Source organism: Escherichia sp. KS167_9B (genome assembly GCF_030295215.1).
GTDB classification, from domain to species: Bacteria; Pseudomonadota; Gammaproteobacteria; order Enterobacterales; family Enterobacteriaceae; genus Escherichia; species Escherichia coli_F.
This window is the reverse complement of the sequence record NZ_AP025754.1, coordinates 4,820,193-4,846,550: the sequence shown is the minus strand read 5'-3', so window position 1 is coordinate 4,846,550 and position 26,358 is coordinate 4,820,193. Positions and strand designations below refer to the sequence as shown.

General features: G+C 52.2%; 20 protein-coding genes. 9 read left to right on the top strand and 11 right to left on the bottom strand.

Annotated features, from left to right (window positions below):
• Nucleotides 1–31: 31 nt before the first annotated feature.
• Nucleotides 32–841, bottom strand: coding sequence for a DeoR/GlpR family DNA-binding transcription regulator (locus QUE34_RS24155; RefSeq protein ID WP_032304256.1), 810 nt, complete (start codon nucleotides 839–841; stop codon nucleotides 32–34).
• Nucleotides 842–1,294: 453 nt separating this feature from the next.
• On the opposite strand from QUE34_RS24155, the gene araD reads away from it, so the two are divergent.
• Entirely contained in the window at nucleotides 1,295–1,987 is a 693-nt protein-coding gene (gene araD, locus QUE34_RS24150; protein ID WP_032304255.1) for an L-ribulose-5-phosphate 4-epimerase, read from the top strand.
• A 49-nt stretch (nucleotides 1,988–2,036) separates the two neighbouring features.
• Here the strand turns inward: araD and argH are convergent, their stop codons facing one another.
• The 3 genes from argH to argC are packed head-to-tail and all read right to left on the bottom strand — an operon-like array spanning nucleotide 2,037 to nucleotide 5,259.
• The gene (gene argH / locus QUE34_RS24145) at nucleotides 2,037–3,410 is read right to left on the bottom strand and encodes an argininosuccinate lyase (RefSeq protein WP_032304254.1); all 1,374 of its coding nucleotides are present in this window, start codon (nucleotides 3,408–3,410) and stop codon (nucleotides 2,037–2,039) included.
• Nucleotides 3,411–3,470: 60 nt separating this feature from the next.
• Nucleotides 3,471–4,247: an acetylglutamate kinase gene (gene argB / locus QUE34_RS24140; RefSeq protein ID WP_001362445.1), complete on the bottom strand. Its 777-nt coding sequence runs from the start codon at nucleotides 4,245–4,247 to the stop codon at nucleotides 3,471–3,473.
• A gap of 7 nt (nucleotides 4,248–4,254) precedes the next feature.
• Nucleotides 4,255–5,259: an N-acetyl-gamma-glutamyl-phosphate reductase gene (argC, locus tag QUE34_RS24135; protein ID WP_000935360.1), complete on the bottom strand. Its 1,005-nt coding sequence runs from the start codon at nucleotides 5,257–5,259 to the stop codon at nucleotides 4,255–4,257.
• 153 nt (nucleotides 5,260–5,412) lie between these two features.
• On the opposite strand from argC, the gene argE reads away from it, so the two are divergent.
• The 4 genes from argE to QUE34_RS24115 all read left to right on the top strand — a co-directional run bounded on the left by argE (nucleotide 5,413) and on the right by QUE34_RS24115 (nucleotide 12,483).
• Nucleotides 5,413–6,564, top strand: coding sequence for an acetylornithine deacetylase (argE, locus tag QUE34_RS24130; protein ID WP_001295506.1), 1,152 nt, complete (start codon nucleotides 5,413–5,415; stop codon nucleotides 6,562–6,564).
• 301 nt (nucleotides 6,565–6,865) lie between these two features.
• Nucleotides 6,866–9,517: a phosphoenolpyruvate carboxylase gene (ppc, locus tag QUE34_RS24125; protein WP_032304252.1), complete on the top strand. Its 2,652-nt coding sequence runs from the start codon at nucleotides 6,866–6,868 to the stop codon at nucleotides 9,515–9,517.
• Between the two features lie 183 nt (nucleotides 9,518–9,700).
• On the top strand, nucleotides 9,701–11,434 hold the full coding sequence (locus QUE34_RS24120) for a phosphoethanolamine transferase CptA (RefSeq protein ID WP_000556307.1): 1,734 nt from the start codon (nucleotides 9,701–9,703) through the stop codon (nucleotides 11,432–11,434).
• A 197-nt stretch (nucleotides 11,435–11,631) separates the two neighbouring features.
• Nucleotides 11,632–12,483: an AraC family transcriptional regulator gene (locus tag QUE34_RS24115; RefSeq protein ID WP_105268574.1), complete on the top strand. Its 852-nt coding sequence runs from the start codon at nucleotides 11,632–11,634 to the stop codon at nucleotides 12,481–12,483.
• On the opposite strand, the gene QUE34_RS24110 is transcribed toward QUE34_RS24115, so the two are convergent.
• From QUE34_RS24110 to QUE34_RS24090, 5 genes are read right to left on the bottom strand one after another with little or no spacing between them, the layout of a single operon-like run.
• On the bottom strand, nucleotides 12,470–12,811 hold the full coding sequence (locus QUE34_RS24110; RefSeq protein WP_032304250.1) for a PTS fructose-like transporter subunit IIB: 342 nt from the start codon (nucleotides 12,809–12,811) through the stop codon (nucleotides 12,470–12,472). The genes QUE34_RS24115 and QUE34_RS24110 overlap by 14 nt on opposite strands.
• Before the next feature lies 1 nt (nucleotide 12,812).
• Nucleotides 12,813–13,691 carry a [formate-C-acetyltransferase]-activating enzyme gene (locus QUE34_RS24105; RefSeq protein ID WP_032304248.1) on the bottom strand — a complete coding sequence of 293 codons (879 nt, stop codon included), beginning with the start codon at nucleotides 13,689–13,691 and terminating at the stop codon, nucleotides 12,813–12,815.
• On the bottom strand, nucleotides 13,657–15,954 hold the full coding sequence (locus QUE34_RS24100) for a formate C-acetyltransferase (RefSeq protein WP_032304247.1): 2,298 nt from the start codon (nucleotides 15,952–15,954) through the stop codon (nucleotides 13,657–13,659). Before QUE34_RS24100 ends, QUE34_RS24105 begins: the two co-directional genes overlap by 35 nt.
• A 50-nt stretch (nucleotides 15,955–16,004) precedes the next feature.
• On the bottom strand, nucleotides 16,005–16,325 hold the full coding sequence (locus QUE34_RS24095; protein WP_000161265.1) for a PTS fructose-like transporter subunit IIB: 321 nt from the start codon (nucleotides 16,323–16,325) through the stop codon (nucleotides 16,005–16,007).
• Nucleotides 16,326–16,339: 14 nt separating this feature from the next.
• Complete coding sequence (locus QUE34_RS24090; protein WP_001572162.1) at nucleotides 16,340–17,419, bottom strand: PTS fructose transporter subunit EIIC; 1,080 nt, start codon at nucleotides 17,417–17,419, stop codon at nucleotides 16,340–16,342.
• Between the two features lie 308 nt (nucleotides 17,420–17,727).
• Here QUE34_RS24090 and ptsP point away from each other — a divergent pair, with 308 nt between their 5' ends.
• The 4 genes from ptsP to QUE34_RS24070 all read left to right on the top strand — a co-directional run bounded on the left by ptsP (nucleotide 17,728) and on the right by QUE34_RS24070 (nucleotide 22,906).
• Nucleotides 17,728–20,229 carry a phosphoenolpyruvate--protein phosphotransferase gene (ptsP, locus tag QUE34_RS24085; RefSeq protein WP_105268573.1) on the top strand — a complete coding sequence of 834 codons (2,502 nt, stop codon included), beginning with the start codon at nucleotides 17,728–17,730 and terminating at the stop codon, nucleotides 20,227–20,229.
• Between the two features lie 11 nt (nucleotides 20,230–20,240).
• Nucleotides 20,241–20,903 (top strand): fructose-6-phosphate aldolase, encoded by a 663-nt coding sequence (gene fsa / locus QUE34_RS24080; RefSeq protein WP_000424845.1) that lies wholly within the window; start codon nucleotides 20,241–20,243, stop codon nucleotides 20,901–20,903.
• Nucleotides 20,904–20,913: 10 nt separating this feature from the next.
• Nucleotides 20,914–22,017, top strand: coding sequence for a bifunctional L-1,2-propanediol dehydrogenase/glycerol dehydrogenase (gldA, locus tag QUE34_RS24075; protein ID WP_000373989.1), 1,104 nt, complete (start codon nucleotides 20,914–20,916; stop codon nucleotides 22,015–22,017).
• A gap of 271 nt (nucleotides 22,018–22,288) precedes the next feature.
• A complete protein-coding gene (locus tag QUE34_RS24070) occupies nucleotides 22,289–22,906 on the top strand; it encodes a DUF1287 domain-containing protein (RefSeq protein WP_000647863.1) in 618 nt (205 codons plus the stop codon).
• A gap of 26 nt (nucleotides 22,907–22,932) precedes the next feature.
• On the opposite strand, the gene yijE is transcribed toward QUE34_RS24070, so the two are convergent.
• Complete coding sequence (gene yijE / locus QUE34_RS24065) at nucleotides 22,933–23,838, bottom strand: cystine transporter YijE (protein ID WP_032304244.1); 906 nt, start codon at nucleotides 23,836–23,838, stop codon at nucleotides 22,933–22,935.
• Nucleotides 23,839–23,931: 93 nt separating this feature from the next.
• Nucleotides 23,932–26,112 carry a catalase/peroxidase HPI gene (gene katG, locus QUE34_RS24060; protein WP_001296626.1) on the bottom strand — a complete coding sequence of 727 codons (2,181 nt, stop codon included), beginning with the start codon at nucleotides 26,110–26,112 and terminating at the stop codon, nucleotides 23,932–23,934.
• Between the last annotated feature and the right edge of the window lie 246 nt (nucleotides 26,113–26,358).

Genomic DNA, 26,358 nt, shown 5'->3' with positions numbered 1-26,358 from the left:
GATTAATAATTTAGACAATAAATAACGCCTATTATTTATCAACCTCCACAATGTTTAATTGTGGAAATTGTGTTCGATACCGAGTATCTGTACAAACATTAGTCACCAGAATATCGATTTCATCCAGCGTGCATATTTTACTAAATGCATACTGTTCAAACTTAGTGGAGTCGACCAGCAATATTTTTTGTCCTGACACCTGAAGCATCACCTGTTTAAGTCTGGCATTAATTTCACTGCCATCGCGGACACCATTCCCCAGATTCAACCCCTGGCATGAAAAGAAAAAACTGTTGATTTGAAAATTTCGGATCGCACTCTCTGCAACCGGGCCATGAAAATCATCATGTCGCTCAGAATACTCACCACCGATACCAATAATTCGAACTCGATCACGGCAAGCTAACGCCTGAATTATCCGTAATGAATTTGTAACTACGGTAACATCTATATCGGGAATTTGACGAGCTAAAAACCAACAAGTACTACTGTTATCCATTAAAATACAATCACCAGGGTGAATAAATTGCAATGCGGCCTTCGCAATTCTGGCTTTTATATCAGGATTTTCTTCAGTCCGTTTACGGAATGATTCCGCACGATCGATACTATTATCTTGCCACGCATTATCGGCGAGCATAACCGGAGCGCTATCAGATGAATCCAGAGCGACCGCGCCACCAAAGCTACGGATTAACTTTTTGTTGCGCTCCAGTACCGTTAAATCCCGACGAATTGTCTCAGGAGACGCTTTAAATAATCGTGATAATTCAGTTACCCGCACAGCACCTTGTTTTTGTACATGTGCGCATATCATTTTATGGCGCTCTGCCTGCAACATAGTATCGGTCCGTTATTATCAAATTAGCATGCTTATATAATTAACTGTTCCCTCATAAAATAAAGTGATAGGAATCAAGATTCATTTTATAATTATAATCGCAAACAGGAATGGTGATCTTTATCACAAATTAAATTGAGAACACTCTACTATTTGACATTACTTTGAGATATCGGTCACTAAATAAGTCTTATTCTGCCATCTAACGAAAAATTTAAATACAAAAACAAAAATAATCGGGCATAGCAATCGCTTCCATTCATGACCGAATACGCCCGAATAAAACCGTTTATACCCACTTATCCTCTTTCGTTGCCTTCTTACATGCCTTGAATATTTTACATTTCTTATATTCAGCGTAATTTAGGAAACATAATTTATGAGCAAAAAAAGCCCAAACTCAAAAGTTAAAGTTTATTTATATAATACATACAGATTATCGTGGAGTTAAAAATGGATATGCTAAAGGAAAAAGTTCTTGCTGCGAATTTATCATTACCCCTTCATCAGTTAGTGACGTTTACCTGGGGAAATGTTAGTGGTGTTGATCGCGAAAAAGGTGTCATGGTTATTAAACCTTCTGGGGTCGAATACAGCCAAATGGGCATTGCAGATATGGTGGTAGTGGATTTACAAAGTGGTGAAGTTATTGATGGACACAGGAAACCCTCTTCAGACACCGATACTCATCTGGCGCTATACCGTGCTTTCCCGGATATTGGTGGTATCGTTCATACCCATTCCCGACACGCCACAATATGGGCTCAGGCCGGAAAAGATCTCACGGCCTTTGGGACAACCCACGCTGATTATTTCTACGGCACTATCCCCTGTACACGCCCCATGAAGGATGACGAAATTAATGGACAATATGAATATGAAACGGGGCGAGTGATTATTGAAACGTTCAGACAACGAGAAATATCTCCCGCTGACATTCCGGCTGTTTTAGTAAACAGTCATGGCCCCTTTGCCTGGGGAACTGATCCCGCGAACGCCGTGCATAACGCCGTTGTACTTGAAGAAATTGCCTATATGAATCTCTTTACACAACAACTACAGCCCCATCTTACGGCTATTCAACAGCCTCTACTGGATAAGCATTTTTTACGCAAGCATGGTGCCAATGCTTATTACGGGCAGTAACCCTCTTAGCATGGCCTGGCGTTTTGCCAAGCCATAAATCGCCTAAGACTTACTCCAACCGCGCCTGCGCAAAAGCAATCGCCTGCGCCACCTGCTGCGGTGAGACGCCGCCTTTTGCCGCACGCTTGTCGAGGCACGATTGCAGCGACAGAATCGGATAGACATCTTCGCCAATCACCTGACTGAATTTCTGCAACTCACTGAGCGGCAGATCTTCCAGCGGTTTGCCCTGACGAATGGCTTCCACCACCGCTTCACCAACAATATGGTGCGCCTCGCGGAACGGCACACCTTTCGCCACCAGGTAATCCGCCAGTTCAGTGGCGTTCGCATACCCCTGCTGCGCCGCTTCCTGGCAACGTGGGCGTTTCACCTGAATGCCGTCCAGCACCAGCGCCGCCATATGCAGGCAGTCCAGCCAGGTATCGAGCGCGTCGAACAGACCTTCTTTGTCTTCCTGCATATCTTTGTTATAAGCCAGCGGCAAACCTTTCAGCGTCATCATCATGCCAGTCAACGCGCCCTGAACACGACCGCATTTACCGCGAATCAGCTCCAGCGCATCCGGGTTTTTCTTCTGCGGCATTAATGATGAACCGGAAGTCACGCGATCAGAAAGCTCCACAAAACCCGCTTCGCCGGTGTTAAAGAAAATCAGATCTTCGGCAAAACGCGACAAATGCACCATACCGATAGCGGCGGCAGAAAGCAGTTCCAGCACGTGGTCGCGGTCAGAAACGCTGTCGAGACTGTTACGGGTCGCCGAAGCAAAGCCCAGCCAGCCTGCTAACTGTTCACGGTCGATTTCATAGGCCGTTCCCGCTAGTGCGCCACAGCCTAACGGGCTGACATCCAGACGCTTAAGCGCATCCTGCAAACGGCTTTCATCACGCGCCAGCATCTCAACATAGGCCAGGCACCAGTGCGCGAACGTCACCGGTTGGGCGCGTTGCAGGTGAGTGTAACCTGGCATTACCGCGTCCTGATTGTTTTGTGCGGTTTCCACCAGCGCCGATTGCAGCTGTCGGTTAGCCGTCAGCAACTCGCTAACGGTATCCTTGCACCACAGTTTCAGATCGGTCGCCACCTGATCATTACGGCTACGCCCGGTGTGCAGTTTTTTGCCTAACTGGCCCACTTTGTCGATCAGTTTGCCTTCCACCCAGCTATGGATATCTTCGGCGTCGCTTTCAAGAATTTGTTGTGGCCTGGCGCGAACATCTTCCAGCAGCACATTGAGCGCCTCTTCCAGTTGCACCTGTTCTTCTGCGGTTAACACGCCTACCGTTACCAGCGCTTTGGACCAGGCCACAGAGCCAACAATATCCTGCTCCGCCAGACGGTAATCAAAGCGCAGTGAGTCGTTGAATTGTTTAAACCGTTGATCTGCTGCCTGGGTAAAACGCCCGCCCCAAAGTGCCATAACTCTGTTTCCTTATTTTGAAATTCAATGCCGGAAAGCTACATCTCCGGCCAACAAAACTTAAGCTAAAATCCGTGTACCCATCGGCATACCGTTAAACAGTGCCGGAAGCTGTTCCGCATGACGCCAGGAGGCAATATCTACCGGGCGACCCAGTGTGCGCGCAGCGTCCAGCGCCGCGTTCACTTTCACTATCATGCCGTCAGTAATAATGCCCTGCTCAATCAGTTGTTCTGCTTTCGCTGCGGTCATTTCGGCAATACGTTGCCCTTTGCCGTCGAGAATACCGCTGACATCAGAGAGCAAAATCAGATCCGCGCCCAGCGTTGCCGCCAGCGCCGTCGCCGCCTGGTCAGCATTGACGTTCATCAGTTGCCCTTCGTCCGTTACGCCAATGGAGCTGACCACTGGTAGATAACCGTTTTCCAGCAACGTGTTGATAAGCTTAGGCGAACCTGGCTGCGCCAGTCCAACATGGCCTAACTCTTCATCGAGCTGGGTCACTTTTACGCTGTCGCCGTCGCCAAGAAACAAACCTACGGCTGCAATCTGATGTTTCTTCGCCCATGCCAGCAGGGTTTTATTTGCCGTTCCCGCCAGCGCTCCGGTGATAATGTCTATCTGATCCGCAGGCGTCACCCGCAGGCCGTTTTTCTTTTTCACCGGCAGATTCAGTCCTTTCATCAGCTCATCCACCACGCAGCCGCCGCCGTGGACAATCACCAGCGGACGCTGATGTGACTCGCGATAATTCACCAGGGCGCTAAACAGACGTTCCAGCGCCTCTTCACTATCCAGCAGTACGCCGCCCAGTTTGATAATTAATGGATTCATCATTGCACCCCTAAATAAGAGACTGCGTTTCCGCATAGCCGAAACGAATATTGGCGCACTGTACCGCTTGTGCTGCCGCGCCTTTCAATAAGTTGTCTTCGGTCGCCACAATAATCAGATGTTCCCCCTGAACGGCAAAACCGATATCGCAGAACGGCAGCCCGACGACATTTTTCAGCGCCGGAACGCCTTTGTCATACAACCGTACCAGCGGTTTATGGGCATACGCCTGCTGTAACGCTTGCGCGACTTGCGCCTGGTTCACGCCTGGCTTCAGGCGGCAGGTAATGGTTTCGAGAATGCCGCGCGGGAAATTGCCCAGATGCGGGGTAAAAATAACGTCAGCACCGAGATGCGTGGCGATCTCCGGCTGGTGGCGATGGGTAAAGACACCATACGGTTGCAGGCTAACTTCACAAAAACTATTTGAAATCGCTGCCTTACGTCCTGCTCCGCTCACACCACTGGTGGCGTTGATAACCGGCCACTGATTGAGGTCAAGAAGATCGGCATCAATCAACGGTTTCAGCGCCAATTGCGCCGCCGTCGGATAACAGCCAGGCACCGCAATTAAGTTCGCTTCTTTTAATTTATGACCGCACCACTCCGCCAGACCGTAAGCTGCCTGTTCCAACAGTTCCGGGTATTGATGGCTAAAGCCGTAATATTTTTCATAGAAGGTGGCGTCGTTAACACGAAACGCGCCGGAAAGGTCGAACACCACACAGCCCGCTTCAAGAAATTGTGGCGCTAAATCGTGACTAACTTCATGGGCAGTAGCAAGAAACACCACGTCCACCCCTGGGCTAAACTCACTGATATCCGACATCGGCTGCAACGGCAGATCAACGATGCCTTTTAGCTGCGGATGCAAATCGGAGATTAACTTTCCCGCATCATTGCTTTGCGCTGAAACAGTCAAAGCGGTTATGTTCATATGCGGATGGCGATTTACATAGGTCACTAGCTCTGCGCCAGCGTAACCGCTGGCACCCACAATCAGCGTATTCAACATCGGGGCTATTCACCTTCTTATGTCTGGTTGCCTGGTTAAACGTAAAACATTCACCTTACGGCTGGTGGGTTTTATTACGCTCAACGTTAGTGTATTTTTATTCACAAATACTGCATGAATATTGATACTATCATGACCAGAGGTGTGTCAACAATGAAAAACAAATTACCGCCATTTATCGAGATTTACCGTGCTCTGATTGCCACACCTTCAATAAGCGCCACGGAAGAGGCACTCGATCAAAGCAATGCAGATTTAATCACTCTGCTGGCGGACTGGTTTAAAGATTTGGGCTTCAATGTGGAAGTGCAGCCCGTGCCGGGAACTCGCAACAAATTTAATATGCTAGCCAGTTGCGGACAGGGAGCTGGCGGTTTGCTGCTGGCGGGGCATACCGATACGGTGCCATTTGATGACGGCCGCTGGACGCGCGATCCGTTTACGCTGACGGAGCATGACGGCAAGCTTTACGGCTTAGGCACCGCCGACATGAAAGGCTTTTTTGCGTTTATCCTCGATGCACTACGCGATGTCGACGTCACGAAACTGAAAAAACCGCTCTACATTCTGGCGACTGCCGATGAAGAGACCAGTATGGCAGGAGCGCGTTATTTTGCCGAAACTACCGCCCTGCGCCCGGATTGCGCCATCATTGGCGAACCGACGTCGCTGCAACCGGTACGCGCGCATAAAGGCCATATCTCGAACGCCATCCGTATTCAGGGCCAGTCGGGGCACTCCAGCGATCCAGCACGCGGAGTTAACGCGATCGAATTGATGCACGACGCCATCGGGCATATTTTGCAATTGCGCGATAACCTGAAAGAACGTTATCACTACGAAGCATTTACCGTGCCATACCCTACGCTCAACCTCGGGCATATTCACGGTGGCGATGCATCTAACCGTATTTGCGCTTGCTGTGAGTTGCATATGGATATTCGTCCGCTGCCAGGCATGACACTCAATGAACTTAATGGTTTGCTCAACGATGCATTGGCTCCGGTGAGCGAACGCTGGCCGGGTCGTCTGACGGTCGACGAGCTGCATCCACCGATCCCTGGCTATGAATGCCCACCGAATCATCAACTGGTTGAAGTGGTTGAGAAATTGCTCGGAGCAAAGACCGAAGTAGTGAACTACTGTACCGAAGCGCCGTTTATTCAGACGTTATGCCCGACGCTGGTGCTGGGACCTGGCTCAATTAATCAGGCTCATCAGCCTGATGAATACCTGGAGACACGGTTTATCAAGCCCACCCGCGAACTGATCACCCAGGTGATTCACCATTTCTGCTGGCATTAAAACGTAGGCCAAACAATGTCGGATGCGATGCTTGCGCATCTTATCCGACCTACACCTTTGGTGTTACTCAAGGCGATTTTTTAACATTTCCATAAGTTACGCTTATTTAAAGCGTCGTGAATTTAATGGCGTAAATTCCTGCTATTTATTCGTTTGCTGAAGCGATTTCGCAGCATTTGACGTCATCGCTTTTACGTGGCTTTATAAAAGACGACGAAAAGCAAAGCCCGAGCATATTCGCGCCAATGCGACGTGAAGGATACAGGGCTATCAAACGATAAGATGGGGTGTCTGGGGTAATATGAACGAACAATATTCCGCATTGCGTAGTAATGTCAGTATGCTCGGCAAAGTGCTGGGGGAAACCATCAAGGATGCGTTGGGAGAACACATTCTTGAACGCGTAGAAACTATCCGTAAGTTGTCCAAATCTTCACGCGCTGGCAATGATGCTAACCGCCAGGAGTTGCTCACCACTTTACAAAATTTGTCGAACGACGAGCTGCTGCCCGTTGCGCGTGCGTTTAGTCAGTTCCTGAACCTGGCTAACACCGCCGAGCAATACCATAGCATTTCGCCGAAAGGCGAAGCAGCCAGCAATCCGGAAGTGATCGCCCGCACCCTGCGTAAACTGAAAAACCAGCCGGAACTGAGCGAAGACACCATCAAAAAAGCAGTTGAATCGCTGTCGCTGGAACTGGTCCTCACGGCTCACCCAACCGAAATTACCCGTCGTACGCTGATCCACAAAATGGTGGAAGTGAACGCCTGCTTAAAACAGCTCGACAACAAAGATATCGCCGACTACGAACATAACCAACTGATGCGCCGCCTGCGCCAGTTGATCGCCCAGTCATGGCATACCGATGAAATCCGTAAGCTGCGCCCAAGCCCGGTAGATGAGGCCAAATGGGGCTTTGCCGTAGTAGAAAACAGCCTGTGGCAAGGCGTACCGAATTACCTGCGCGAACTGAACGAACAACTGGAAGAGAACCTCGGCTACAAACTACCCGTCGAATTTGCTCCGGTGCGTTTTACCTCGTGGATGGGCGGCGACCGCGACGGAAACCCGAACGTCACTGCCGATATCACCCGCCACGTCCTGCTGCTCAGCCGCTGGAAAGCCACCGATCTGTTCCTGAAAGATATTCAAGTTCTGGTTTCTGAACTGTCGATGGTTGAAGCAACTCCGGAACTGCTGGCGCTGGTCGGCGAAGAAGGTGCCGCAGAACCGTATCGCTATCTGATGAAAAACCTGCGTTCCCGCTTGATGGCGACACAGGCATGGCTGGAAGCGCGCCTGAAAGGTGAAGAAGTACCAAAACCAGAGGGTCTGCTGACGCAGAACGAAGAACTGTGGGAGCCGCTCTACGCTTGCTACCAGTCCCTTCAGGCGTGTGGCATGGGTATTATTGCCAACGGCGATCTGCTCGACACCCTGCGCCGCGTGAAATGTTTCGGTGTACCGCTGGTCCGTATTGATATCCGTCAGGAGAGCACCCGTCATACCGAAGCGCTGGGCGAACTGACCCGCTACCTCGGCATCGGCGACTACGAAAGCTGGTCAGAGGCCGACAAACAGGCGTTCCTGATCCGCGAACTGAACTCCAAACGCCCTCTTCTGCCGCGTAACTGGCAACCGAGCGCCGAAACGCGCGAAGTACTTGATACCTGTCAGGTAATTGCTGAAGCACCGCAAGGTTCCATTGCCGCCTACGTGATCTCGATGGCAAAAACGCCGTCCGACGTACTGGCTGTACACCTGCTGCTGAAAGAAGCGGGTATTGGATTTGCGATGCCGGTTGCACCGCTGTTTGAAACCCTTGATGACCTGAACAACGCCAACGATGTCATGACCCAGTTGCTCAATATCGACTGGTATCGCGGCCTGATTCAGGGCAAACAGATGGTGATGATTGGCTATTCCGACTCAGCAAAAGATGCGGGGGTGATGGCGGCTTCCTGGGCGCAATATCAGGCACAGGATGCATTAATCAAAACCTGCGAAAAAGCGGGTATTGAACTGACGCTGTTCCACGGCCGCGGCGGTTCCATTGGTCGCGGCGGCGCACCTGCCCATGCGGCGCTGCTGTCACAACCGCCAGGAAGCCTGAAAGGCGGCCTTCGCGTGACCGAACAGGGCGAGATGATCCGCTTTAAATATGGTCTGCCAGAAATCACCGTTAGCAGCCTGTCGCTGTACACCGGGGCAATTCTGGAAGCCAACCTGCTGCCACCGCCGGAGCCGAAAGAGAGCTGGCGTCGCATTATGGATGAACTGTCAGTCATCTCCTGCGATCTCTACCGTGGCTACGTACGTGAAAACAAAGATTTTGTGCCGTACTTCCGCTCCGCTACGCCGGAACAAGAGCTGGGCAAACTGCCGTTGGGTTCACGTCCGGCGAAACGTCGCCCGACCGGCGGCGTCGAGTCACTGCGCGCCATTCCGTGGATTTTTGCCTGGACACAAAACCGCCTGATGCTCCCCGCCTGGCTGGGTGCAGGTACGGCGCTGCAAAAAGTGGTCGAAGATGGCAAGCAGAGCGAACTGGAAGCCATGTGCCGCGACTGGCCATTCTTCTCGACGCGTCTCGGCATGCTGGAGATGGTCTTCGCCAAAGCAGACCTGTGGCTGGCGGAATACTATGATCAACGTCTGGTAGACAAAGCATTGTGGCCGTTAGGTAAAGAGTTACGTAATCTGCAAGAAGAAGACATCAAAGTGGTGCTGGCGATTGCCAACGATTCTCACCTGATGGCCGATCTGCCGTGGATTGCGGAGTCTATTCAGCTGCGAAATATTTACACCGACCCACTGAACGTATTGCAGGCCGAGTTGCTGCACCGCTCCCGCCAGGCAGAAAAAGAAGGCCAGGAACCGGATCCTCGCGTCGAGCAAGCGTTAATGGTTACTATTGCCGGGATTGCGGCAGGTATGCGTAATACCGGCTAATCTTCCCCCCTCCTGCAAACCCTCGTGCTTTTGCGCGAGGGTTTTCTGAAATACTTCTGTTCTAACACCCTCGTTTTCAATATATTTCTGTCTGCATTTTATTCAAATTCTGGATATCCCTTCAGATATCCTTAAGGAATTGTCGTTACATTCGGCGATATTTTTTCAAGACAGGTTCTTACTATGCATTCCACAGAAGTCCAGGCTAAACCTCTTTTTAGCTGGAAAGCCCTGGGTTGGGCACTGCTCTACTTTTGGTTTTTCTCTACCTTGCTACAGGCCATTATTTACATCAGTGGTTATAGTGGCACTAACGGCATTCGCGACTCGCTGTTATTCAGTTCGCTGTGGTTGATCCCGGTATTCCTCTTTCCGAAGCGGATTAAAATTATTGCCGCAGTAATCGGCGTAGTGCTATGGGCGGCCTCTCTGGCAGCGCTGTGCTACTACGTCATCTACGGTCAGGAGTTCTCGCAGAGCGTTCTGTTTGTGATGTTCGAAACCAACACCAACGAAGCCAGCGAGTATTTAAGCCAGTATTTCAGCCTGAAAATTGTGCTTATCGCGCTGGCCTATACGGCGGTGGCAGTTCTGCTGTGGACACGCCTGCGCCCGGTCTATATTCCAAAGCCGTGGCGTTATGTTGTCTCTTTTGCCCTGCTTTATGGCTTGATTCTGCATCCGATCGCCATGAATACGTTTATCAAAAACAAGCCGTTTGAGAAAACGTTGGATAACCTGGCATCGCGTATGGAGCCTGCCGCACCGTGGCAATTCCTGACCGGCTATTATCAGTATCGTCAGCAACTAAACTCGCTAACAAAGCTACTGAATGAAAATAATGCCTTGCCGCCGCTGGCTAATTTCAAAGATGAATCGGGTAACGAACCGCGCACCTTAGTGCTGGTGATTGGCGAGTCGACCCAGCGTGGACGCATGAGTCTGTACGGTTATCCGCGTGAAACCACGCCGGAGCTGGATGCGCTGCATAAAACCGATCCGAATCTGACCGTGTTTAATAACGTGGTGACGTCTCGTCCGTACACCATTGAAATCCTGCAACAGGCGCTGACTTTTGCCAATGAAAAGAACCCGGATCTGTATCTGACGCAGCCGTCGCTGATGAACATGATGAAACAGGCGGGTTATAAAACCTTCTGGATCACCAACCAGCAGACGATGACCGCCCGCAATACCATGCTGACGGTATTTTCGCGCCAGACCGACAAGCAGTACTACATGAACCAGCAACGTACGCAGAGTGCGCGTGAATACGACACCAACGTGCTGAAGCCGTTCCAGGAAGTACTGAATGACCCTGCGCCGAAGAAACTGATCATCGTTCATCTGCTGGGTACGCATATCAAATACAAATACCGCTACCCGGAAAATCAGGGCAAGTTTGATGGCAATACCGATCATGTTCCGCCGGGACTAAGCGCAGAAGAGCTGGAGTCATATAACGATTATGATAACGCTAACCTGTATAACGATCATGTGGTTGCCAGCCTGATTAAAGACTTTAAAGCAGCAGACCCGAACGGTTTCCTGGTTTACTTCTCTGACCACGGTGAAGAGGTTTACGACACGCCACCGCACAAAACTCAGGGGCGTAATGAAGACAATCCGACGCGCCACATGTACACCATTCCGTTCCTGCTGTGGACGTCAGAAAAATGGCAAGCGACTCATCCGCGTGATTTCTCGCAGGATGTTGATCGTAAATACAGCCTGGCGGAACTGATCCACACCTGGTCAGATTTGGCGGGCTTATCTTACGACGGTTACGATCCAACCCGTTCAGTGGTGAATCCGCAGTTCAAAGAAACTACCCGCTGGATTGGTAACCCGTATAAGAAAAACGCACTGATCGATTACGACACTCTGCCGTATGGCGATCAGGTGGGTAATCAGTAATTATCAGCCAAGTGCTATTTGCCGGATGCGACGCTTGACGCGTCTTATCCGGCCTACAGATCGCGGCGGTAGGCCAGATAAAGCGACTGAAACTGCCGCAATGTTTACATCGCACTCCCATCAGGCCACACTTTTCAGGTGGCCTTTTTTCATAATGCCAGTTACTGTTTTCCCGTCTATGTACCTAAGGGAATAACATGTATCACGACGTCAGCTATCTGCTCTCCCGCCTGATCAACGGCCCGCTGTCCCTGCGCCAGATTTACTTTGCCAGCAGCAACGGCCCGGTGCCCGATCTTGCGTATCAGGTCGATTTTCCACGGCTGGAAATTGTGCTGGAAGGTGAGTTTGTTGATACCGGCGCTGGAGCAACGTTAGTTCCCGGCGATGTGCTGTACGTTCCCGCTGGTGGCTGGAATTTTCCACAATGGCAAGCCCCCGCCACTACCTTTAGCGTGCTGTTTGGCAAACAGCAACTCGGCTTCAGCGTCGTGCAATGGGATGGCAAACAATATCAAAATCTGGCGAAGCAACACGTCGCCCGACGCGGCCCGCGCATTGGTTCTTTTCTGCTACAAACGCTCAATGAAATGCAAATGCAGTCGCAGGAGCAGCAAACGGCCAGACTTATCGTCGCTAGCCTGCTTAGCCACTGCCGCGATTTGCTCGGCAGCCAAATCCAGACCGCCTCACGTAGCCAGGCACTATTTGAAGCTATTCGCGATTATATCGACGAACACTATGCCACCGCGCTTACCCGCGAATCTGTCGCACAGGCGTTCTATATTTCGCCAAATTACCTCTCGCACCTGTTTCAAAAAACGGGGGCCATTGGTTTTAACGAATACCTGAATCACACGCGACTGGAACACGCTAAGACGTTATTGAAAGGCTATGACCTGAAGGTAAAAGAAGTGGAGCACGCCTGCGGCTTTGTTGACAGCAACTACTTCTGCCGTCTGTTTCGTAAAAACACCGAACGCTCGCCGTCGGAATATCGTCGGCAGTACCACAGCCAACTGACAGAAAAACCGACTACTCCAGAATAAGGTGGGTTTGCTGCGGCGCAGAAAGCACTTTGCGCACCGCGCTCATTACCCGCTGCGGCTCACGCAGGAATGCGTAGATGCTGCATTGCACATAGCGGCAATGTTCAAATCGCTCGGCACCGGCAAGCTCGATATCCGTAATTAACAGCGCAACATCCGCCCGACGGATATCCTCGTCCGCTAAACGATTCTCCGTCCCCAGCGCGCCCTGAGTTTCAATGCTGACGCCCCACTTCTCTATCTGGCACAACTTTTCCAGCCGTTCCGCCGCCATATAAGTATGCGCCACGCCACTGACACAGGCGGTTACTGCCACCAGGTATGCCATTTTAACCTCCCACGGTAACCTGAAATCCGGCCCGTTCTGCCATTTCGCGCATCGTTGCCACATCGGCTGACGACGGCGCTGGCACCTCTTTCATCGACCATGTTTTCCCCAGCAGACGGTATTTTGGTTCGCCGTACTGGTGAAACGGTAACAGATGGATCTGCCTGATATTCAGCGGGATCAGCACGTCCAGCGCCTGCTGCATATTCTCCCGGCTGAGTGTGAAACCAGGGATCAGCGGTAAACGCGGGGTCACGTTGACACCCTCACTCACCAGCAAACGCAAGTTCTCCAGCACGCGTGGCAGGTTCATCTTCACCACATCCCGCGCCTGAGTCACGTCCATAATTTTTAAATCGAACAACACTTCATCGCACAATTTCGCCAGCGGTAACAACTTGCTGGCTGGCGCGTCTCCGGCAGTTTCGATGGCGCATGACACACCCCATAGCCGCAGTCGCTGTAAAAAACGGGTCGCAAACTCCGCCTGCATTAACACTTCGCCGCCAGAAAGCGTGACGCCACCGCCGGACGCGCGAAAGAAAATGTCATCTTTCATCACTTCCCGCTCCAGCGCGTCAAGGCTGATATCGCGACCAATCCGTTCAAACGCGCCGGAGGGGCATTCATCCGCATCACGCAAACATTTTGCGCAGTGCAGGCATTTCGCCTCTCTGCGCACCGTCTGGATTTTGCCGGAGATCGACTCCGGATTAGCACACCACGGGCAAAGATGCGGGCAGCCTTTAAAAAAGACCACCGTGCGGATGCCCTCACCGTCATTCAGTGAATAACGCTGAATGTTGAAAATGCGCGCCACGTCATCGCGGCGCGTTTCTACAACGTTACAGCTGATGTGCTGTCCGGCGGATGATGTCATCCTGGATCTCCTTCGACAGTTCGACAAAGAAGGCGCTGTATCCGGCTACGCGCACCACCAGCCCGGCATAATCTTGTGGGCGCTGTTGCGCTTCCCGCAACGTGTCGGCGTTCACCACGTTAAACTGAATGTGTTGTAATTTAAGCTGGGTAAATGCCCGTAAGAAGTCGGCTAGTTTGCGTAATCCCGCTTCACCTTCCAGGGTCGCCGGAGTGAATTTCACGTTCAGCAATGTACCGTTAGAAAGCAGCGTGTTATCGAGCTTGCTGACTGATTTCAGTACCGCCGTTGGTCCTTGTGCATCCTGGCCCAGCATGGGAGACAAACCACCGTCTGCCAGTTGTTCCCCGGCAAAACGGCCGTCTGGCGTCGCACCAACCACCGCTCCCAACGGGACATGAGCAGAAACGGTATACGATCCTGGCGTGAAGTAGCCACCGCGCGGGTTCTGGTATTTTTCCACTTCTTTGCAGTAATGACGCAGGAGTTCAGCGCTAATGTTATCCACCTCGTCGATATCGTTACCGTATTTCTCAAAGCGGTTAATTAAGCGAGCGCGGACTTTTTCGCCTTCTGGCGTTGCGAAGTTGGCTTTTAATACCGACAGCAATTCGTCAAAACTTAAACGCTGTTGCTCAAAAACCATCCCTTTCAACGCATGGAGAGAATCGCTCAGGTTGGCGATACCGATCCCCTGTACGCCGGAGAAGTTATAACGCGCGCCGCCATCGGTAATATCGCGGCCTTTTTCCAGACAATCGCTGATAAACGATGAGAGCAGCGGTACAGGAGCCCAGTCACGATGGCCGATATCACAAATATTGCTGCCTTCAACCATCAGGGTGATGTAGTGGCTGATCTTGACGCGGATCTGTTCCAGCAAACCTTCATAACTCAGCGCAGCATTACCTTCATTTTCATGCAGGCAGATTTCCATCACTTTCAGCAGGTTAAACATCGCGATGTCATGCAGACCGTAGGTTCTGCCGGGAATAGATAATTCCACGCACCCCACTACGGAATAGTCGCGCGCATCTTCCAGCGAAACGCCACGGTTGAGGAACGCTGGCACCACCACTTCATCGTTGAAGATTTGCGGAATACCCGTGCCGAGGCGGATGGTTTCTGCGGTTTTCATCAGGAACGGCGTGTCGATCAAGGCGTTAGTGCGCACGCCGAGGTTCGGTTGCGGCAATTGCACGCTTTGATAAGCGTCAAGGCAAAGGAACGAAAGCACGTTCACCGCGCTACGTCCGTTCTCGGTTAAACCGCCGAGCAGTGCGGTATAGCCGGTCGGGAAACCTGCGAAATAACGCGCACTGCTGGTGGAGCGTAAAAGCACGATGTCATTGCATTTCACCCATAAAGATTCGAGCAGTTCTTTCAGGAACGCCGGATCTTCGCCCTGGGTTAATGATGCCTGATAGAATGGCAACATATACTGGTCGAAGCGCCCTAAAGACAGCGAGCTGGCGTTGGATTCGTATTGCAGAATGATGTTCATGTACCAGAACAACTGGCACGCCTGCCAGAATGTCTGTGGCTTATGTTCGGCGTTATGGCGGGAGATCTCCGCCATAGTCAGCAGTTCTTCGCGACGCTGGGCATCAGTGCAGTTTGCCGCCATCGTTTCCGCCAGTTCGGCGTAACGCAAAATGTGTTTCTGCGAGGCTTCGAGCAATAACAGCGCAGCCTGATAAAAGTGATTCTCCGGCTGTTGCTGGCAATGTTGCTGCATCTGCGCCACCAGCTCACCCAGCCCGTGATTCAGCAGGCGCGGGTAATCAATAATGATGTGCCCCTGGCCTTTATCTGTCTGGTTGATACTGAAAATCTGCGTGCTGGTCGCGGCTTTTACTTCATCCGTCATCTGCCCGTTAATAAAATCTTTCATCGAGCGTTTTTCCCAGTATGGGAACAGCTCTTCGCGGTAGATACGTTTATCTTCTTCACTAATGGCGAAGCGGTCCTGCGGTCGCGTCGGAAATTGATCCAGCTCTTTCAGCAGCCAGTAAGGGTCCATTTCCGGCGACATAATCCCGGCGCGCGGTTTTACGGTACGGTTACCAGCAATCAGTTCTTCATCACGAATCGAAATTTCAACATGTTCAAGGATATACGCTGTTGCTTTCGCCCGGCGCAATATCACTGGTTCGCCTTCGGTTTGCCGATGGCTGGCGGTATAAAGCAGCGCCCGCTCCAGCGAGATTTCACGGGTATTAGCAAACAGTGCAGTTTTAAGGCGAGAGATACGATTCGTCATGAGGAACTCCTGTGGGAAAGCGAACCCGCCCTTACGGGCGGGATAAGAACTTAAGCGGTTTGCGCCAGGTGAGCTTCAATTTTGCTCATAATGGCATCAGCACGTTTTACCGCGTCGCTGATGTTGACGCGCACAATGGTCTTGCCAGCAAAACGCTCTTCAAACTTGATGCCGATATCTTTGGTCAGAATCACCATATCGGCGCTCGCCACGTCTTCCGCAGTCAGTTCATTTTCCAGACCAATCGAGCCCTGGGTTTCTACTTTCACTTCCCAGCCTTTCGCTTTCGCGGCACTTTCCAGCGCCTCTGCCGCCATATAAGTATGGGCAACACCAGATGGACACGCGGTTACTGCAATAATTTTCGTCATGGCTCGTTCCTCAATTAATTAATTTCAAAATCCAAATCCAGGTCGTCTTCTTTTTCATCAGTCGAAGACCCATTTTTACGCGCCAGACTTTTCAGCACGTTCACGCAGACTGCCGTCACCACTGCTCCGACAGCCACTGCGGCGATATAACCCAGCTTGCCTTCAACCACCGGCAGCACAATCAGACCACCCCAGCCTGCATAGCACTGCGCACCGACCAGCGCCGCAGTTACTGCACCACAAACTGAACCGACCATGATGGAAGGAATGACACGCAGCGGATCGGCAGCGGCGAAAGGAATCGCCCCTTCAGTAACACCAACGCACCCCATCACCAGCGCCGCTTTGCCGGTTTCGCGCTCTTCTGCAGAGAAATTTTTACGACCAATCAGCGTCGCCAGCCCCATGCCCAACGGTGGAACACAAATCCCAACAGCGGCAATAGCCACCACGGTATAAACACCCTGAGCAACGCAAATCAGCATGAAGGCATAGGCCACTTTGTTAACCGGACCACCCATATCGAACGCCAGCATCAGCCCCATGATCACCGCCAGCATAACAATGCTGCCCTGCTGCATCCCCTGTAGCCACTGAGTCAGGCTGTTGGTCAACGCACCCACCGGCTCGCCCAGTCCCCACATCATGACACCAGCGGTAATCAGTGTGCCGACGATCGGAATGATGAAGATTGGCATCACCGAGCGCAGAACTTTATGCACCGGAATTTTCTTCAGATAATGCACCACGATGCCGCCGATAATCCCTGCGATCAGCGCACCAAAGAAGCCCGCGCCAAAGCTGTTACCAACCCAGGCACCGATGGCGCACGGAGCCAGCGCAGAACGTTCTGCAATGGAATAACCGATGTACGCTGCGAGGAAAGGCACCATCAGCGTCAACCCCGCAACGCCGATATCAAACAGTTTTTTTAGATTCGGATCGGCTACGGCATCCGGCACTGCGCCTTTGCCATACAACATGACGGAAACCGCCAGCAAAATACCGCCCGATACCACGAAGGGAATCATATGTGAAACGCCCGTCATTAAATGCTGACGGGTATTTTTCAGGATCTGCACCAACTCATTCATAAGCTGCTCCCGGGCTTGCAAAAGCCCATGTCCATATTTTTGATGGAGGAAACAATAGGCAATCGCAGGCGGAGCAAACAGTGGATAAAAAGGCCATTTACTGGACTTTTGTAATATCAGTACAAAAATGCGATCCGCCTCATAACTTGCGATACCCCGGAAGCATGCCGCAGAACGGCGTCTTGTGAGACGCGTCGCAAATTGACGGTTACATTACATTTGTCCAGCTTTTGGCAGATTTGTCACATGGCAGGCCGTTGCCGTGCGCTCTTATCCTGTAAACAGAGAACCGTACCGGGAGAAAGGCAATGGCCCTGATTGTGGAATTTATTTGTGAGCTACCTAACGGCGTACATGCCCGTCCGGCAAGCCACGTTGAAACGCTGTGTAATACTTTTTCATCACAAATTGAGTGGCATAACCTGCGCACTGACCGCAAGGGCAACGCCAAAAACGCCCTTGCGCTGATTGGCACCGATACGCTGGTGGGCGATAGCTGCCAGTTACTGATTTCCGGGGCCGATGAACAGGAAGCGCATCAGCGTTTAAGCCAATGGCTGCGCGATGAATTTCCCCACTGCGACGCGCCGCTGGCGGAAATAAAATCTGACGAACTGGAGCCGCTGCCGGTATCATTAACCAACCTGAATCCGCGTATTATCCGCGCCCGCACCGTATGCAGTGGTAGCGCAGGCGGCATTCTGACGCCAATCTCTTCTTTAGATCTCAACGCGCTGGGTAACCTCCCCGCAACCAACGGCGTTGACGCCGAGCAATCCGCGCTGGAAAACGGCCTGACACTGGTACTGAAAAATATTGAGTTTCGTCTGCTGGATAGCGACGGTGCTACCAGCGCGATTCTGGAAGCGCACCGATCCCTGGCTGGCGATACTTCCCTGCGCGAACATTTACTGGCAGGCGTCAGCGCCGGATTAAGCTGCGCCGAAGCAATTGTCGCCAGTGCGAATCACTTTTGCGAAGAGTTCGCCCGTTCCAGCAGCAGCTACCTGCAAGAACGCGCGCTGGATGTGCGCGATGTCTGCTTCCAGTTACTCCAGCAAATCTACGGCGAGAAACGCTTTCCGGCACCGGGCAAGCTAACGCAGCCCGCCATTTGTATGGCGGATGAACTGACCCCTAGCCAGTTCCTCGAACTGGATAAAAATCACCTCAAAGGATTGTTGCTCAAAAGCGGCGGCACCACCTCACACACGGTGATCCTTGCCCGTTCGTTCAACATTCCGACGCTGGTTGGTGTGGATATTGATGCCCTTACTCCGTGGCAGCATCAAACGATTTATATCGACGGCAACGCTGGGGCGATTGTGGTTGAGCCAGGAGAAGCCGTAGCCCGTTATTATCAGCAAGAAGCCCGCGTACAGAACGCCCTTCGTGAGCAACAGCGTGTCTGGCTGACCCAACAAGCCCGTACCGCTGACGGTATCCGCATTGAAATTGCCGCTAACATCGCTCACTCCGTCGAAGCGCAGGCCGCATTCGGCAATGGTGCGGAAGGCGTTGGTTTGTTCCGCACTGAAATGCTCTATATGGATCGCACCAGTGCACCGGGCGAAAGCGAGCTGTACAACATTTTTTGTCAGGCGCTGGAGTCCGCCAACGGACGCAGCATTATTGTGCGCACTATGGATATTGGCGGTGACAAACCCGTTGATTATCTGAATATTCCCGCAGAGGCAAACCCGTTCCTCGGTTATCGCGCCGTACGTATTTATGAAGAGTACGCCTCGTTGTTTACCACGCAGCTACGATCGATCCTGCGCGCCTCCGCTCATGGCAGCCTGAAAATCATGATCCCGATGATCTCTTCAATGGAAGAGATCTTATGGGTGAAAGAAAAACTGGCAGAAGCTAAACAGCAGCTGCGTAACGAACACATTCCGTTTGATGAGAAAATCCAGCTCGGTATCATGCTTGAAGTGCCGTCAGTAATGTTCATCATCGATCAATGCTGTGAAGAGATTGATTTCTTTAGTATTGGTAGTAATGACCTGACGCAATATCTGCTGGCAGTGGATCGCGATAACGCTAAGGTAACTCGTCACTACAACAGCCTGAATCCGGCATTCTTACGAGCGCTTGATTACGCCGTGCAGGCAGTGCATCGCCAGGGCAAATGGATTGGTCTGTGCGGTGAACTGGGGGCGAAAGGTTCCGTGCTGCCGTTGCTGGTCGGTTTAGGGCTGGATGAGTTGAGCATGAGTGCACCGTCAATTCCGGCGGCGAAAGCGCGAATGGCGCAACTTGATAGCCGCGAATGCCGCCAGTTGCTCAACCAAGCAATGGCCTGCCGTACTTCGCTGGAAGTGGAACACCTGCTGGCGCAATTCCGCATGACGCAACAGGATGCACCGCTGGTCACCGCCGAGTGCATCACGCTGGAAAGCGACTGGCGCAGCAAAGAAGAAGTGCTCAAAGGCATGACCGATAACCTGCTGCTGGCGGGCCGCTGCCGCTATCCGCGTAAACTGGAAGCCGACTTGTGGGCACGCGAGGCCGTTTTCTCTACCGGTCTGGGCTTTAGTTTTGCCATTCCCCACAGCAAATCAGAACACATTGAGCAATCCACCATCAGTGTAGCGCGTCTGCAAGCGCCGGTGCGCTGGGGCGATGATGAAGCACAATTCATCATTATGTTAACCCTGAACAAACACGCTGCGGGCGATCAGCATATGCGCATTTTCTCGCGCCTCGCTCGCCGCATCATGCACGAAGAATTCCGTAACGCGCTGGTTAACGCCGCCTCTGCCGACGCTATCGCCAGCCTGCTGCAACATGAACTGGAACTGTAAAAGGAAACATCATGGAACTGTATCTGGACACCGCTAACGTCGCAGAAGTCGAACGTCTGGCACGCATATTCCCGATTGCCGGGGTGACAACTAACCCGAGCATTATCGCGGCCAGCAAGGAGTCCATCTGGGAAGTGCTGCCGCGTTTGCAAAAAGCGATTGGTGATGAGGGTATTTTGTTTGCTCAGACCATGAGTCGTGACGCACAGGGTATGGTGGAAGAAGCGAAGCGCCTGCGCGACGCCATTCCGGGCATTGTGGTGAAAATCCCGGTAACTTCCGAAGGTCTTGCCGCCATTAAAATGCTGAAAAAAGAGGGTATTACTACACTTGGCACCGCTGTATATAGCGCCGCACAAGGGTTATTAGCCGCGCTGGCAGGGGCAAAATATGTTGCTCCGTATGTTAACCGCGTCGACGCCCAGGGCGGTGACGGCATTCGTACGGTTCAGGAGCTGCAAGCGCTGTTGGAAATGCACGCGCCAGAAAGCATGGTGCTGGCTGCCAGCTTTAAAACACCGCGTCAGGCGCTGGATTGTTTGCTGGCAGGATGTGAGTCCATCACCCTACCCTTAGATGTAGCGCAACAAATGCTCAACACTCCTGCGGTAGAGTCGGCTATAGAGAAGTTTGAGCACGACTGGAATGCCGCATTTGGCACTACTCATCTCTAAAGGAGCAATTATGGACCGCATTATTCAATCACCGGGTAAATACATCCAGGGCGCAGATGTCATTAATCGTCTGGGCGAGTACCTGAAGCCGCTGGCAGAACGCTGGTTAGTGGTGGGTGACAAATTTGTTTTAGGTTTTGCTCAATCCACTGTCGAGAAAAGCTTTAAAGATGCTGGACTGGTAGTAGAAATTGCGCCGTTTGGCGGTGAATGTTCGCAAAATGAGATCGACCGTCTGCGTGGCATCGCGGAGACTGCGCAGTGTGGCGCAATTCTCGGTATCGGTGGCGGAAAAACCCTCGATACTGCCAAAGCGCTGGCACATTTCATGGGTGTTCCGGTAGCGATCGCACCGACTATTGCCTCTACCGACGCGCCGTGCAGCGCGCTGTCTGTTATCTACACCGATGATGGTGAGTTTGACCGCTATTTGCTGTTGCCAAATAACCCGAATATGGTCATTGTCGACACCAAAATCGTCGCGGGCGCACCTGCACGTCTGTTAGCGGCGGGTATCGGCGATGCGCTGGCGACCTGGTTTGAAGCGCGTGCTTGCTCTCGTAGCGGTGCGACCACAATGGCGGGCGGTAAGTGTACTCAGGCAGCGCTGGCGCTGGCTGAACTGTGCTACAACACGCTGCTGGAAGAAGGCGAAAAAGCGATGCTTGCCGCCGAACAGCATGTAGTAACTCCAGCACTGGAACGCGTGATTGAAGCGAACACCTATTTGAGCGGCGTTGGCTTTGAAAGCGGTGGGCTGGCTGCGGCGCACGCGGTGCATAACGGCCTGACTGCAATCCCTGATGCCCATCACTATTATCATGGTGAAAAAGTGGCATTCGGTACGCTGACGCAGCTGGTTCTGGAAAATGCGCCGGTGGAAGAAATCGAAACCGTAGCTGCACTTAGCCATGCGGTAGGTTTGCCAATAACCCTCGCTCAACTGGATATTAAAGAAGATGTCCCGGCGAAAATGCGGATTGTGGCAGAAGCGGCATGTGCAGAAGGTGAAACCATCCACAACATGCCTGGCGGCGCGACGCCAGATCAGGTTTACGCCGCACTGCTGGTAGCCGACCAGTACGGTCAGCGTTTCCTGCAAGAGTGGGAATAATCTATGCCAAACTCCCGGCTTGTCCGGGAGTTTGAACGCAAAATTGCCTGATGCGCTACACTTATCAGGCCTACGAAATATATGCAATGCATTGAATTTACGTGTTTTTTATGTCTGACAAGGCGTTCACGCCGCATCCGGCACTCTGTGCCATTAATCTGATACTCCCACGTTGTTCGGGAGTTTTTATCCGCTTCTGGACATTTTCTCCACAGAACAATCGTTAGCCCGGAAGGTCGAATCTGTGAATATTTTTTCACGGACGAAACAGATGAAAGCTTCACTGGCGTTGTTCAGTCTTCTGACGGTATTTACCAGTTACTCCTTAAAATCTCCCGCTGTTCCACCAACCGTGGTACAAATCCAGGCCAACACCAATCTTGCCATCGCAGACGGTGCCAGACAGCAAATTGGCAGCACGCTATTTTACGATCCGGCGTATGTGCAGCTTACTTATCCTGGCGGTGATGTCCCGCAAGAGCGCGGCGTATGTTCCGATGTGGTGATCCGTGCCCTGCGCAGCCAGAAGGTCGATTTGCAGAAACTGGTTCACGAAGATATGGCGAAGAATTTTGCCGATTATCCGCAAAAGTGGAAGTTAAAACGCCCGGACAGCAACATCGATCACCGTCGGGTGCCTAATCTGGAAACCTGGTTTACCCGCCACGATAAAACGCGCCCCACCAGCAAAAACGCCAGTGACTACCAAGCGGGCGATATTGTCTCCTGGCGATTAGATAATGGGCTGGCACATATTGGGGTGGTTTCAGATGGCTTCGCCCGCGACGGTACGCCGCTGGTGATACATAACATTGGCGCAGGCGCGCAGGAAGAAGACGTGCTGTTTAGTTGGCAGATGGTGGGGCACTATCGGTATTTTGCTAAATAAGCGCTCGCCCCACATGAAGAAAAAATTCAGATCCTTTTTACACTGACGGCTTCTTTTTTCTTACGGCTCACCAGCGCCAGTGCCAGCACAATCAGCACAATACCGCTACCTTCAACGGCCCCCGGATTTTCACCGAGCAGCCACCAGGAAAAGAGTACGCCACAAACGGGAACAGCCAGTGTACTTAAGCTGGCAATACTGGCGGGCAAGTTTTTCAGCACAAACAACCATAAACTCCAGGCCAGCGCCGTCGCCAGAATCGCACTGTAGGCCAGCGCCCAGAATACGGTGGGCTGCCAGTCAATTTCACGTTGCGGCACCAGTAAAGCGACCGCACTCATCACCAGCGCCGCATACAACATCTGCCAGGATGTTAACGACAATAAATCCACGCGCGGATGACGGGCGTAAAGGCGTTTAGCGACAATGGCACTCGCCCCCCAACTGACACCAGAGAGGATCGCCAGCATGGCGCTTTTCATCGAAGAGAAATTGAGTTGCCACGGCTGCAACACCAAAAATAAGCCGAAAGCGGCAATGAGAATCGCGAAATATTGCCCGCGTCGCAGGCGTTCACCGAGAAACAACGCGGCGAAAATCACCACCCAGAATGGCATGGTATAGCTCAGGATTGCCACCTTCCCTGCTCCGCCGCTCACCAGCGCCCACTGCGCCAGGCCAACCATCCCGCAGGTTTGTAACAGGGCAATGGCTAAGGTGTATTTAAAGGGCGTCGGGCGCATGCCGCGACCGCGTAATAAAAGGACGATGAATAAAACGAGAGCGCCGAAAATGCAGCGTAAAGCGGTAAAGTCGAAGGCACCGATGTAGCTGGTGACTTGCTTCATGAAAATCCAGCTATAACTCCAGATAAGTGTGAGCACAACCAGGCCACTGATTGCCAGTGGGTTGCTCTTTCCTGCGGCAGACATGAGAGATCCAGTGTGTAGTTTTCCTGTGGACACTATACGCCGGTAAAGAAACTTCAGCGACTGCCTGAAAGACAGTCGCTGAAAAAGGTCAGATTACAGCAGGTCGAAACGGTCGAGGTTCATCACTTTCACCCATGCCGCCACGAAGTCTTTAACAAATTTCTCGTGGGCATCGCTGCTGGCGTAAACTTCCGCCACCGCACGCAGGACTGAGTTAGAACCAAAGACCAGATCCGCACGGCTGGCCGTGTATTTCACTTCGCCGGTTTCACGGTCACGGCCTTCGAACAGCTCTTTCGATTCGTCGGTCGCTTTCCACTCGTAACGCATATCCAGCAAGTTCACGAAGAAGTCATTGCTCAATACACCAACGCGGTCAGTGAAGACGCCATTTTTGCTGCCATCGAAGTTGGCACCCAGTACGCGCATCCCGCCCACCAGCGCGGTCATTTCCGGCGCGGTCAGAGTCAGTTGCTGTGCTTTATCAATTAGCAGTGACTCAGTGGTGGAAACATCCAGACGAGCGCGGTAGTTACGGAAACCGTCAGCAATTGGCTCCAGCAGTTCGAACATTTCAATGTCAGTCTGATCCTGACGCGCATCAACGCGACCCGGCGCAAACGGTACATGAATGCTCAAACCTGCGGCGCTTGCGGCTTTCTCTACGCCAACCACACCAGCCAGAACGATGATATCCGCCAGCGAGGCTTTGCCTGACTCTTTCTGAATTTTCTCCAGAACTGGCAGAGCACGAACGGCTGCGGCGTTCACATCCCAGTCGCGCTGCGGCATTAATGCCAGACGCGCACCGTTGGCACCACCGCGTTTGTCGCCACCACGGAAGGTAGAAGCAGACGCCCAAGCCACCGACACCAGTTCGCTGACAGACAGACCAGAATCCGCAATCGCGAATTTCAGATCGATAATGTCCTGCTCAGTCGGGTTGTAGATCGGCTGCGGCAGCGGATCTTGCCAGATCAGATCTTCTTTCGGTACTTCCGGCCCGATGTAGCGAGATTTCGGCCCCATATCCCTGTGCGTCAGTTTGAACCAGGCACGGGCAAAGGCTTCGTTGAACGCCTGCGGATCGTTGAGGAAGCGACGAGAGATCTTCTCGAACTCAGGATCAAAACGCAGCGTCAGGTCGGTGACCAGCATTGTCGGTTTACGTTTCTTCGACGGATCAAACGGATCCGGGATAATTTCCGGTGCGTCTACCGCTTCGAACTGGATTGCGCCAGCCGGGCTGCGAGTCTGTACCCACTCATATTTGAACAGGTTCTCGAAGAAATAGTTGCTCCACTGGGTCGGTGTCTGGGTCCAGACCACTTCCAGACCAGAGGTGATGGCATCTGCGCCAACGCCGCTGCCGTAAGTGCTCGCCCAGCCTAAACCTTGTTCTTCAATCGGTGCAGCTTCTGGATCAGGACCTACGTTTGATGTCGGACCGGCACCGTGGGTTTTACCCAACGTATGACCACCCGCAATCAGCGCCACGGTTTCTTCGTCGTTCATGCCCATGTTGCCGAAGGTCGCGCGGATAGCTGCTGCCGCAGAAAGCGGTTCACCGCTGTGATCCGGGCCTTCCGGGTTAACGTAAATCAGGCCCATCTCGGTTGCGCCCAGCGGTGCTTTCGCCAGTGCTTCCGGATGACGGTGAGTCAGCCAGGCTTTTTCATCACCCCAGTTAACGTCCAGATCCGGTTCCCAGACGTCTTCACGACCAGCACCAAAACCGAAGGTACGGAAGCCAGAGTTTTCCAGCGCCACGTTACCCGCGAGGATAAACAGGTCGGCCCAGGAGATTTTCTGACCATATTTCTGTTTGATTGGCCACAACAGGCGACGCGCTTTATCGAGGCTTACGTTATCCGGCCAGGAGTTCAGCGGTGCAAAACGTTGCTGACCACGACCCGCGCCGCCGCGACCGTCGATGGAACGGTAAGTACCCGCACCGTGCCAGGCCATACGAATAAACAGACCGGCGTAGCTGCCCCAGTCGGCAGGCCACCACGGCTGAGATTCTGTCAGCAGGGCTTTCAGATCTTTTTTCAGGCCGTAGTAATCTAATTTGCTGAATTCTTTGCGGTAGTCAAAGTCCTCACCCAGCGGGTTAGAACGATTAGAATGTTGGTTTAACAGGTCAACACGGAGTTGATTTGGCCACCAGTCGCGCGTGGTTGTGCCCCCACCTGCGCTCTGGTCGTGACCGCCCTGATGGAACGGGCATTTGCCAGTGGCTGTCGTGTTATGGATATCGTCTGACGTGCTCATCAATGTGCTCCCCTCTACAGTGTTACCGTTACGATACACAGCGTTAGAGAGAAGTTATAATTGAATTAATCCACGGATGCGATAGTTGAGATCTTACATATTGTTGGTTAAAGAGATGTAGATCAAATTGATCGTAATTAAGCTTTTTTGATTATGTCCGAATTCGGACAAATGCTTTATAAAAAAGGGTTTTAGCTTCCTATTCTTCAAGGAAGGAGGGCGAAAACAAAGCTGACAACCTTATTT